10 protein-coding genes are annotated in these 12094 nt (G+C 46.6%); 7 read left to right on the top strand and 3 right to left on the bottom strand.

Translation table 11 applies throughout. The annotated features are described in order from the left end of the window. The first annotated feature begins 124 nt into the window (after window positions 1-124). Window positions 125-820, top strand: coding sequence for a Uma2 family endonuclease (locus Q5691_RS16785; protein WP_333345740.1), 696 nt, complete (start codon window positions 125-127; stop codon window positions 818-820). Window positions 821-847: 27 nt separating this feature from the next. Here the strand turns inward: Q5691_RS16785 and Q5691_RS16780 are convergent, their stop codons facing one another. Beyond that, window positions 848-2377, bottom strand: a complete 1530-nt coding sequence (locus Q5691_RS16780; protein ID WP_333345737.1) for a phenylacetate--CoA ligase family protein — start codon at window positions 2375-2377, stop codon at window positions 848-850. Window positions 2378-2679: 302 nt separating this feature from the next. Between Q5691_RS16780 and Q5691_RS16775 the strand changes: the two genes are divergently transcribed. The 4 genes from Q5691_RS16775 to Q5691_RS16760 all read left to right on the top strand — a co-directional run bounded on the left by Q5691_RS16775 (window position 2680) and on the right by Q5691_RS16760 (window position 7980). Next, the gene (locus Q5691_RS16775; RefSeq protein WP_333309397.1) at window positions 2680-4584 is read left to right on the top strand and encodes a serine/threonine-protein kinase; all 1905 of its coding nucleotides are present in this window, start codon (window positions 2680-2682) and stop codon (window positions 4582-4584) included. 229 nt (window positions 4585-4813) lie between these two features. Further along, on the top strand, window positions 4814-5083 hold the full coding sequence (locus tag Q5691_RS16770) for a hypothetical protein (protein WP_333212752.1): 270 nt from the start codon (window positions 4814-4816) through the stop codon (window positions 5081-5083). A gap of 574 nt (window positions 5084-5657) precedes the next feature. Then, entirely contained in the window at window positions 5658-7001 is a 1344-nt protein-coding gene (locus Q5691_RS16765; RefSeq protein ID WP_333212754.1) for an EAL domain-containing response regulator, read from the top strand. 313 nt (window positions 7002-7314) lie between these two features. Then, window positions 7315-7980, top strand: coding sequence for a response regulator (locus Q5691_RS16760; RefSeq protein WP_333212756.1), 666 nt, complete (start codon window positions 7315-7317; stop codon window positions 7978-7980). Window positions 7981-8343: 363 nt separating this feature from the next. Here the strand turns inward: Q5691_RS16760 and Q5691_RS16755 are convergent, their stop codons facing one another. Together Q5691_RS16755 and Q5691_RS16750 are read right to left on the bottom strand one after the other, a co-directional pair. Beyond that, window positions 8344-9060, bottom strand: coding sequence for a pentapeptide repeat-containing protein (locus Q5691_RS16755; RefSeq protein WP_333212757.1), 717 nt, complete (start codon window positions 9058-9060; stop codon window positions 8344-8346). Window positions 9061-9251: 191 nt separating this feature from the next. Then, window positions 9252-10451, bottom strand: coding sequence for a phosphoglycerate kinase (locus Q5691_RS16750; RefSeq protein ID WP_333212758.1), 1200 nt, complete (start codon window positions 10449-10451; stop codon window positions 9252-9254). 183 nt (window positions 10452-10634) lie between these two features. Between Q5691_RS16750 and Q5691_RS16745 the strand changes: the two genes are divergently transcribed. Continuing rightward, window positions 10635-11048, top strand: coding sequence for a universal stress protein (locus Q5691_RS16745; protein WP_333151871.1), 414 nt, complete (start codon window positions 10635-10637; stop codon window positions 11046-11048). Between the two features lie 172 nt (window positions 11049-11220). Beyond that, a complete protein-coding gene (gene ylqF / locus Q5691_RS16740; protein ID WP_333212760.1) occupies window positions 11221-12075 on the top strand; it encodes a ribosome biogenesis GTPase YlqF in 855 nt (284 codons plus the stop codon). Window positions 12076-12094 lie beyond the last annotated feature (19 nt).

The raw sequence follows: 12094 nt of genomic DNA, 5'->3' as shown, positions 1-12094 counted from the left end.
TTGTTCGCTGTTCGATCGCGTTTTTCGGCAAAAAGCGCGATCGGGCTTTCAGAATAGTGCTCGGCAGAGATATGAAAAGCTTGCTAAAATAGACACACAACCTCTTACTCCTCACCCAGCAGCCATGTCCGCAACCGCAGAATTAGCTACTACCCAAGAAATACCAGAACAAGAGATACCAGAAAATGTTATCTTTCCTTCAGGCGATTTATACAGTGACGAACCTCCCGTGGAAACAGAACTGCATCTCCGACAAATAATCCTACTCCTCAACTGTCTAGAATGGGTATGGCGAGATAGAAATGATTTCTATGCTGCTGGAAACCTCACCATTTATTACAGTCCCAAGCAACTCAAATCGAAAGACTTCCGAGGCCCAGACTTTTTTGTGGTACTCGGAACAGAAAGAAAAACTCGGAAAAGCTGGGTAGTTTGGGATGAAGACGGAAAGTACCCTAATATTATCATAGAAATCCTGTCTCCCCAAACAGCGGATATAGACAAAAACTTTAAAAAACAACTCTATCAAGATACTTTTCGCACTCACGACTACTTTTGGTTTGACCCAGAAACTTTAGAATTAGCTGGGTTTCATTTACTTGACGGGGAATATCAACCGATCACACCGAACGAATCCGGGCATCTGCGGAGTCAACAACTCGATTTGAGTCTCGGAATTTGTGGCGGAAAATTGCGTTTCTTTACAGCAGAAGGAGAGCTTGTCCCTACTCCTGAAGAGGTTGCAGGAAGGGAGATTCAACGAGCCGATCGCCTGGCCGCGAAACTGCGAGAATTAAATATTGATCCCGATACAATTTAGCGATCGTCCTACTCACAAAAACACGGTTTACTGTCGCGTGTATCGGTGCTTCACCCCAATCGGAAAATACTCCGCATCGCCCATCGCAGTTAATGTCACCACAGGTAACTGATATTCTGGCGGCACGTAATTAGCAAATTCGCTGTTTAGCCGCCGCAATTGCGCGAGAATTGAAGATGCGATCGCCTGCTGCATCTCCTCGTCGCCCTCCACCCCCGCTGCTAATTCCACAACCACCGATAAAAAGCGATTTTGATCCGCATCTTCCTTGACTTGCAATACAAATTTTCCCGTTACCCATTCCCGAATCGTGGGAACTTCTAAACCTACGGTGACATTTTCTGGGTAAATGTTAGCACCGAAGTAGGAAACGGTAAAGTGCGATCGCCCGAATACATAGACAAATGGCAAGCAGCGAATTCCTCTGGGGAAATCAGAAACTTTCATACCTGCTGCTTGCTGCAAACTTGCAACAGGGTTAAATCCCCATTCAGCCAAAAAATTAAGCATTGCTTCGTAAGAAATTAAACCGCCATTATCCGAGATATGATAGCGTATTAGCGGAATACCGTTGTCGCCAGAAAATAACAACGTGCCGTCATTATTCACTTCAAAAAAGCGGCTTTTCGGATCGTACTGCACCAGCGTTGGCAACCGCGATTCCCCGAATAAATTGCGTGCTGCTTCTGGATTGTTGGCTAAAAAGCGGCGGATGCAAATGCTCAGCGGTGTCTCGTTGCCCAAAACGCCCGCATCGGCAGTACCGTAAAGGCTCGCAGAGTTGTAATATAGATTGTCAGAATTAGTGCGATCGCTAACCAAACTCCGCCATTCTTCGCTAAACACTTCCCCCGCAAACACCATCTTAATTCGATATTTTTGCCACTCCACCCCCCCAGCAATTCCGGTATCAATCACATCCTTGATAAACGGCGGATATCCCAACAAAACTACTTGCTCGAAATGCTCCCCAAGTTCCTGCACAACTCGAAATATTTCAGTCTTATTATTCCCAGGCGTCACAACTGTAACAGGATAACCCTTACTCGCTAGATAGCGGCAGCAATTTGCCGTGTACATTCCGCCTACCCAAGTACCTAACGTAAAGCAAATGACAGCTAAAGTTGAGCGATTGTCGGCGTAAAAACTGTCGTGAAATATTTGTTCAAAACGAGTGGCAATTTGCAATTCGTCGCTGATAAAACGCGGCCAAAATGTCGGGTTTCCTGTCGAACCAGATGAAACAGCAATGAAATCGCAAGTTTCTAATTTGCCCTGGTGGCACAACTGAGGTAGCGGGTAACAGCGTAAATAATTCTCTTTGGTAATTAGCGGCAATTTTTGGAAGTCTTCAAAGGTTTGAATTGAGGCGGGATTGATGTTATGTTCAGCTAGGAAAGTCTGGTAAGCTGGTACTGTGGCAGCGACTTTTTGGAAAAGGGCGATCGCCTCGGATTCGGCAACTCGACTCTGCTGGTGTTGCAATCGTTCCTCAAGTGGCGCCCTCAAAAACTCTTCAAACGCCCCAATTGCTCGCTGACGCTGTTCTGGCTGCATGATTTGCTCCTTAAAATGCGTATTTTGCACCTCGATCGCTCAAGATTCAATTAGTAGCGCTAACGCCCGATCGCACATTGGGCTGGACGCTAAAAATTTGAACACACTTTGAGGTCGATCGAAAAAATGGCGCAGTAGATAAACTTCCATAGCACGAAACCGCTGTTTTCACAATAACCACAGGGGATAGCCAAGCTGCCGATCGACTAATCAACACTGACACACTATGGCAAGATTAAATCAGCGATCGCCCAAAACTCCCAGTCTCAGTCAAGCGTGAAAATCCGACGCAGCAAGTTCCAATGAACAATCCCATCTACCCCGGCATAACTCTCAACAACCACTACCGCATCGTCCGCGAATTGGGACACGGAGGCTTCGGACGCACCTACCTGGCTGAAGACGCCCACCGATTTAACGAACCCTGCGTTTTAAAAGAATTTGCGCCCCAAGTACATGGAAGTTACGCTTTACAAAAATCCGAGGAACTGTTCGAGCGGGAAGCGGGAGTGCTCTACAAGCTGCAACACAATCAAATTCCCCGCTTTCGCGAACTCTTCCGCGTCAGTATCAGCGATCGAGGCTACCTATTTTTCGTCCAAGACTACGTGCCCGGTCAAACTTACCGCTTTCTGCTCGACGCCCGCAAGCGTCAGGGTTTGCGGTTCATAGAAGCAGAAATCAATCAATTACTGCTGCAGATTTTGCCCGTGCTCGAATACATTCACTCTTTGGGAGTGATTCACCGCGACATCTCCCCGGACAACCTGATTCTGCGGAGTTCTGACGGGATGCCCGTGCTGATCGACTTTGGCGGAGTAAAACAAGTCGCCGCCACCGTAGAGTCTCTATTCGCTGAGGCTAACGGCACTCTCGCCCCCGCGACTCGCATCGGCAAGCTCGGCTATGCTCCCGTCGAACAGATGCAGATGGGCATTGTCTCTCCCCACAGCGATTTGTACGCTCTGGCGGCCACGGTTTTGGTGTTGCTGACTGGGAAGGAACCCCATCAATTGCTCGACAGCCATACCCTGAATTGGAACTGGCGGGGGGAATGTTCTCTGTCTCCGAATTTGTCCCTGGTGCTGGAGAAAATGCTTGCTCAGGAGCCGAGCCAGCGTTACTCCTCGGCTCGCGAGGTAATGCTCGCTCTCTCCGGCAATCCGCCGTTACAGCCACCTTTGCCACCAGCCCCGGATTTTGGTATCACCCAGCCACCAGATTTCTCGCCTATACCCGTGCCCGCTCCCACACCAAAACTGCCGGGAACTCCGGTGCGAGTTGCTGCTATTGGCAATCAGCAAAAAATGCCTGCTTGGAAAATGGTTTTGTTCGTGGTGGCGGTGCTCTCAAGTATGGGGGGAGTTGGCTGGTTGGCGGGCAATTCTTTGTTAAATCTGCAATCAAAAGTGCAGAAAGTTCCCCAGCCTTCAAGCCCGAAGCAGCAGCAAGAAGATGCTTTGCAAGATCGCTTTGTCAAGCTCAAAATTGACGATCGATTCTATAACGGTTACGTCAACCTTGTGGACGAGACTTTCTATGCCAAATACCCGGAATTGGGGGGACGATTGTTAAAAGAAGGCGAGGAAGATCGCCAGTGGCGCGAAAGATGGCAGAAAATCGGCGAGGAGTTGCTCGACAAGCTGGAAAATCTCAGCAGCGACGCTAGATCACGGTTGGGCACTTACGACACCACTGATATCGATCGCTGGAAAACTGAGGTTAACAAGCTGAATTTGAGTAGTCGGGCTTTGTACGATTTGGCTGATGCTAGGTTCTTTTATTGGTTTCCACAACAGCCGCGCGATCGCAATATCATTGGTTTGCCGATCGGACAAATTTGGCAAGCAATTACCGCCGACGAACTCGAAGCCTTACAAGCTGGAGCAACTGTCGAAAGCGTTGAATTTGACCGCCTATCGAAGAGCAAAAGCCTCGCAGGCAATCTCAAACCCGGAGAAGGGAAAGCTTACATTGCCAGGTTCGCTCAAAATCAAACTTTGCGCGTGAATTTGCAAGCACCGCGCAAATCTACCCTACTGTCAATTTATACTCCGGGGCGGACAAAGGGCGCGCGAGCTTTGCTGGAAGATGCAGAAGGACTTAGTTGGTCAGGATTGCTGGATGATACTGGTTTTTATGAATTCGTGGTAGTTTCTCAAGCATCTGAGCCGATCCCTTACGAGTTGAACCTGACTGCCGAATAACTGCTATTGACAATCAAGCATCCAGGATACCCGCCACGTGATTCATCCGTCCAGAAATAAAAAATCTGTATCCGATAAAGGAGCCCCCGAATTTATCCGTGGGGTCAATGCTAAAATCCAAAATCTAAAATCTAAAATCTAAAATCTAAAATCTGTTGACGCTCTCGATCCACCCAGGCAATAATAAGGTAATACCAATCAGGTAAGTTTTCCTGTTCAAAGAAAGAATATGCTGAGATTCGCGATCGTAGCTTTAGTGACTTTGGGATTAGTATTAGTGACTGCACTAGGTTTACATCCGGCCAATGCGACAGTCAGCAATCCCGAATTTTATGCTTGGAACTTTGCCTCTGTAGGCAGTAGCGAGCTGGTTTGTAAAAAGACCGTGGTAGTTCCGCAAGACCGGATAATTCCGTCATCATCCATGCACGCTGTCAGTATCACTTCTGCAATTGTAGATTCCAAGTTTTGCGCGAATTCCACTAAGCCTGTGAATTAAGGCACCGCATAATAGGATTTCGGGTTAGAGAACCATAATTAAGTTCTCCGTTAATCGATTTTAGATGTTAGATTTACTTCACAGATGAATCTGGGAGATTGAACCTTAATCTAAAATTTTTATCTCTCCACTACTGTTGTCTGAAAGCAAGTATCTTTTTTTGGATGAATCAGGATGCTGCATCCTGATTCATCTATGGAGATAAAACTCTAGTTTTCCGTACAAACACGGACTAATTATGAACAATTAACCGGACATCATATAAGTGATAGTCTGAGTAATTTTCGCCATCGGCGCACTGAAACTGTTCGCTAATTTTTTTATGAGAAATATTGGGGATTTTGTAATAAAAGTTTATCGAACGAGTAGGGCGCAGCAGTTTTCTGCTTTTGAAAGAGATCGAAATTTTCCCAATTTGGGCAGTTCTTTGATTGTGACTTAAGAACCGAGGGAAAATATTCAGCCATTTGGCTAATCATTTATTGGCTAATTGGCCCAATTACTAATTCCCTAGTTTGAGTATGCTAGAGTTAGTCAGGTTCAGATATATAGTGGCATCTGTTATCTAAGTATCATGCTCAAAATTTTGGTAATTGAAGACGACGAATTAATCCGGGAAACTCTTCTGCAACTTCTGGAATCTCACAGCTACCGGGTCATTGCGGCCGAGAACGGTCGAGCTGGGGTGCAGATGGCACTTTCGGAGATACCGGATTTAATTTTGTGCGATGTGCAGATGCCGGAACTCGACGGTTATGACGTGTTGCGGACTCTGCGGCAAAACTCTCTAGCTGCAACAATTCCATTTATTTTCCTCACGGCTCAAAGTGACAAAACCGATTTTCGTCGGGGGATGGAATTGGGGGCAGACGATTACCTGACAAAGCCGTTTACCAAGGCTGAATTGCTGGGAGCCATTGCTTCTCGCGTCTTGAAACGGCAAACTATTACTCAACCGCTGACAGTCGCGCTTCACCAAGCAGAAGCCAGACTCAAAGATTTAGTTAACGACTCCACCAAGGTTACAACTCTCTCTCCTGAAAAGTTTGCTCTCGAAGCTTTGCTGCGCCACGCTTTGGCACAAGGTGAGTTTCAGGTATACTATCAGCCACAAGTGAATATTGCGACCGGTCAAGTTATCGGCGCCGAAGCTTTAGTGCGCTGGCAAAATCCCGATCGAGGTATAATTTCTCCCGTCGAATTTATTCCCTTAGCAGAAGAAACAGGTTTAATTATTCAGATTGGGGAGTGGGTACTGCTTTCAGCTTGCGCTCAAGCCGCTAGTTGGCTGGCTGCAGGGTTTTCGCCCTTTACAATATCAGTAAATTTGTCTGCGCGACAGTTGTCAGATCCGGAACTCAAGGCGCGAATCGTGCAAATATTGGAAACTACAGGTTTAGATCCTGCTAATTTAGAATTAGAAATGACCGAAAGCGCTTTGGTGGAAAATGCGACAGTAGCAGGCGCTACTTTAAACGAACTTAAAGCTCTAGGGATTCGGATTGCTATTGACGACTTCGGCACCGGTTACGCTACTTTAGGATATCTCAAGCAATTTGCTTTTGACAGTTTAAAGATCGATCGAATTTTCGTCCGTAATGCCAACGAAGATGCTCAAAATGCTGCTATTACTACAGCAGTAATTTTACTGGGTCACAGTTTGAACATGACTGTAATTGCTGAGGGAGTGGAAACAGAAGCAGAACTAGATTTTTTGAAACAACATCAGTGCGATATCATGCAGGGGTATCTGTTCAGTCGCCCCGAACCAGCAGCGATAATTGAAAGTATGTTGGTTGCCGACCCAAGTTTGTTCGCGCCGCCGCCAGCAGCACCTGGTCGCGTTGTTCCTTTTGTACCTGTGTCTGAACCCGAAAAATCTAAAAACCTTTCAATGTCGGGTCTAGGAATAGTGTAAGTGTCACCAAAATTTCTGTTTTATAGGATAAAATTCTTTCTTTTACCTTCTATTTTCGGCATAAAAGTTGACGCTTCTTCGTAAAAAGTTGTAGCTTTTGATGATAGGCCAATCAAAGAAAGAGATTGTTCCCCATATTGCTCTATTGCTTCCCCTTTTAGGCGCTAGGCGCCCCTAATTGGACTATTTGAGAAATTGTGGCGTCTTGAAATTGCAAGCCTTTATTAAGTTGCAGCAGGTAAACTCAATTAAGTTCCTACTTTGGGACTGGCAGTTTCAATAACTGTCCAACTGGAATTGGTGCAAGCCTGTCATGGAAAGAATATTAGTGGTGGACGACGAAGCAGACTGTCAAACAGTCTTAGCAATGTACCTGGAAAGTCAAGGATATCGGGTGGAATGCGCTAATTCAGGGGCTGAGGCGCTCTCGATGTTTGAAAATGCCCCCCCAGATTTGGTAATTTCAGATGTCATGATGCCGGAAATGGACGGGTTTGAGTTTTGTCGCCGTTTGCGAACTACCCGTTTGGGACAGTTAGTCCCCTTTATATTTTTGTCGGGTCAAGGCGAGTTGGAGTCAAAAGTTGAAGGTCATTCGATCGGCGGTGACGATTATCTGGTAAAACCTTTTCAGTCTGAAGAAATCTTAGCTAAGGTAAAAGCGCAGTTAGAGCGCTCTCACCGCATTCACGCCGAGATTGTCCGACTGCTGCAAACTTCTAGCGGTAGGGCGGTGGAACCACAATTTGTGCCAGTCTTGCCAGCACCTGCACCTTTGCCTTTAACACCAGCCGAGGAAAGAGTTTTTTGGGAGGTTATCCAGGGTTATACTAACAAACAAATTAGCGATCGGCTGTTTATTAGCCCCCGGACTGTGCAAGCTCATTTAGGCAGCATTTTCAGCAAATTACAGTTAGAAAATCGTGCCCAGCTTGTGAGATTTGCCCTAGAAAGAGGATACAAACCACCTCAAACTTAACTCGGAGTTCAACCTAGGGTGCGCCAGCCAGCCAGCCAGTCGATTTTAGATTTTAGATTTTAGATTTTAGATTTTAGATTTATTCCACAGATTCATCTGGGAGCTAAAACTTTAGTCTAAAATTTTGATCTTTCCACGACTTAAGTCGCGGGATTGTATCCGTTTTTGGGCCGGGTTAGTCGATTTTAGATTTTATATTTTAGACTTGAGATTTATTCCACAGATTCATTGGGGAGCTAAAACTTTAGTCTAAAATTTTGATCTTTCCACGACTTAAGTCGCGGGCTTGTATCCATTTTTGGGCGGCGTCAAAAACTCCGGTAGCTGCCAAAATCATGGAGGCTGACGCACTCAGCAGGCAGATTATTCCACATTCAAAACACAATAAGGATAATTAGTTATCACACAAACCCCTGGCCCAAAATTCGTACCCCGGAAGTTGGCACGTTCCAAATCACCCTGCCGCACGTTATTCGCCGCATCAATATTTGTCCCGGCCAATTGAGCCCCAGGAAGCCTAGTATTTGACAAAATAGCATTCTGCAAATTAGTATCACGCACATCCGCGAAAGACATATCCGCTCCGCTTAAATTCGCACGATGCAAATTAACTCTAAACAGCAGCGAACGCCTCAAATCGGCATTCGACAAATTAGCTTGCAGCAGATAAGCTTCGCCCAGATTCGCATTAAAAAGCTTAGCACCGCGCAAATCCGCACTCGTCAAATTCGCTCGCCCCAAAAAAGCATTAGACAAATCCGCATTTCGCAGATTAGCACCATTCAATTCAGCCCCGTACATCTCCGCATTAACTAAGTTAGCATTTGCCAAATTAGCCTCACTTAAATCCGCTTCCAGCAAATTAGCTTCATAGAGATTTGCTCCGCTTAAATCCGCTCCTCTTAAATTAGCTCTGTACAAGCTAGCCTTAAACAAATCAGCATTTCTCAAGTCACAGCCTTCGCACTCTTTAGTTTCCAGCAATTGCCTAACATGATCGGGATTTTGAGCTTGAACGGGAGCTGCCAGCCCAAACAAAGCTAAACTTGCCGTTACAGTTGCCAAGAGTTTAAGTTTCACAAACAAACCTCACTGCTACTTCAAACAAATTATACTAGCAAACTATAGACTTAAAACCGATATCCTTCTCTCTTTTCTCTTCCTCTGCGTTCTCTGCGCCCTCTGCGGTAAATATTCAAAAAAATGATTCGCAGCCAAAGATATAGACCTGCTTCCAGCAAGGCGGGCAAAGCCCGCCCTACTTAACTTAATTAAGCTTCATCTAAAGCAGCAACACCCGGCAATTCCTTACCTTCGAGCAGCTCCAAACTAGCACCGCCACCCGTAGAAATGTGGCTCATTTGTTCACCTAAATTCAACTGTTCAACAGCCGCCACCGAGTCACCACCACCGATAATTGTGGTAGTACCAGTTTTAGTAAGTCCAGCCAAAGAATGAGCAATACCTTCAGTTCCCACAGCAAACTTCTCCATCTCAAACACGCCCATCGGCCCGTTCCAGATGACCGTTTTGCAATCGGCCAAAGCATCTTGGAAAGTTTTTACTGAATCCGGGCCGATATCCAAACCCATCCAACCGTCGGGGATGCTTTCTACAGGAACAGTTTGAGTGTTAGCATCAGCAGCAAACTTGTCAGCAACTACCACATCAGTAGGTAACAGAAAAGTAACTCCCCGTTCCTTCGCCTTAGCTTCCAAAGACTTAGCCAGTTCCAGCTTGTCCTCTTCCACCAAAGACTTGCCAACGTTCAAGCCACGAGCTTTGTAGAACGTGAAAACCATGCCACCGCCCAACAGCAGTTTGTCGCACTTTTCGAGCAGTTTTTCAATGACTCCAATCTTGCTGGAAACCTTAGAACCGCCGATTATAGCAGCTAAAGGACGCTGAGGATTGTCGATCGCACTGCCGAGATATTGCAGTTCTTTCTCCATCAAAAACCCAGCCACAGAAGGACTCAGATACTTAGTAACCCCCTCAGTAGAAGCGTGAGCTCGGTGAGCAGTACCAAAAGCATCATTGACATACAAATCGGCCACAGAAGCTAACTTCTTAGCAAATTCTGGGTCGTTTGCCTCCTCCTCTGGGTAGAAGCGGACATTTTCCAGCAACAGCACATCGCCATCTTGCATCCCGGCTACTGTAGCAGCGACTTCATCACCGATGCAGTCGTCAGTCTTTTTGACCTCTTTACCCAACAATTCCGACAGGCGTTTCGCAACCGGCGTCAAGCGCAACTTCTCCGTCACACCCTTGGGACGGCCGAAGTGGCTGCACAAAATCACCTTAGCGCCCTTGGACGCTAAATCTTGAATTGTCGGCAGAGCCGCCCGGATGCGAGTATCATCGGTGATATTGCCGTTGTCGAGCGGCACGTTAAAGTCCGCCCGCACCAATACCCGTTTGCCCGATAAGTCCGATGCCGATAAATTTGCTACAGTTTTTTTTGTCACAGGATTAACCTCCTAATATGTGTGTTTTTGTCGAATTCCGTTGAAATGGCGGCACTGGTAACTTGCACCCCGGCCTCGGACGCATTCAACCGCGCCCGTACAAAAAACGGAAGATGGAACAAACGGCACTGATTGGCTTAACCTAAACATTTTATCGGAGTCCGTGTCCCGGAGATGTGCAGTATGTTCAAGACAGTCTTATTTCCTGTAGATCAAAGCCGAGAAGCCCGCGAAGCTGCCGAAAAGGTGGTCAATATCGTAAAAACCTACGGTGCTCGTTTAGTTATTCTCTCGGTAGTCGAGCCCCCAGCCGAGGAGGCCGACGCCCCCGCGCGAGAGGTGATGACTTCCCCCGAAGCAGTCGCCAAACTGCTTTCTGAGGCCCAATCGATGTTTTCCCAGCAGGGAATTGAAGCTGAAATCATCGAACGGGAAGGCAAACCAGCTTTCACGATTTGCGATGTGGCTGACGAAATTGGGGCGGATTTGATTGTGATGGGCTGTCGGGGGATGGGTTTAACCGATGATGGGGCGTCTGACAGCGTTACCAATCGGGTGATCAATCTGTCTCCTTGTGCAGTTTTGATTGTGCCTTAGTCAGTTGACTGTTGACTGTTGGCAGTTGACGGTTGGCAGTTGTTAGTTGTCATTCAAGAACTAACAACTAAGAACTAACCAATAACAACAGTCAACAGTCAACTAACCAATCACAACTAACCAATCACAATAGTCAACAGTCAACAGTCAACAGTCAACAGTCAACTAACTAATGAAAATTCACTGGTATCCCGGTCACATTGCCAAAGCTGAACGGGCATTAAAAGAACAGCTAAAGCGGGTAGATGTGGTGCTCGAAGTCCGAGATGCCCGCATTCCATTGGCTACTTATCACCCCCAAATGCCGAGCTGGGTGGGCGGCAAGCCGCGAGTCTTGGTCATCAACCGCATGGATATGATTACACCTCGATCGCGCGAGGCGTGGGAAACATGGTTTGAGTCCCAGGGGGAAACTGCGTATTTTACTAATGCCGAGCACGGTCACGGAGTACATGATGTGGCGGATGCCGTGCAGAATGCTGGCGTGCAGCTAAATAAAAGAAGGTTCGATCGAGGTATGCTGCCCCGTCCAGTCCGTGCAGTGGTAATGGGATTTCCCAATGTGGGAAAATCTGCTCTAATTAATCGGTTGTTAGGGCGGAGAGTGGTAGATAGTGCTCGCAGAGCTGGAGTAACTAAATCGCTCCGATGGATTCGCATTTCTGACGAAATTGAATTATTAGACGCGCCTGGAGTGATCCCAACCCGAATTAACAATCAAGAAAATGCCATAAAATTAGCTATTTGCGAAGATATTGGCGAAGCAGCTTACGACAATCAGGTAGTAGCAGCAGCGATGGTAGATTTGCTGCAAGGGCTGGAGGCGGCTGATGACACGTTGATATCACTATCTGGTTTCAAATCCAGGTATAAATTAGATCCAGCCTCTAGTAATGGTGAAGATTATTTGCACGAGGTCGCAAAAGACAAGTATAAAGGAGATGTCGAACGAACGGCGCGGCAGATGTTAAACGATTTTAGAACTGGTGTTTTGGGTCAACTTACTTTGGAGTTGCCGCCGGCTTGATCAGACTCGTAACCTACAA

Origin of the sequence: Microcoleus sp. w1-18aA5 (assembly GCF_036701705.1) — a bacterium.
GTDB lineage: Bacteria > Cyanobacteriota > Cyanobacteriia > Cyanobacteriales > Microcoleaceae > Microcoleus.
Note: the sequence above shows the minus strand (reverse complement) of the source record. Positions and strands in the feature narration are given on the sequence as shown.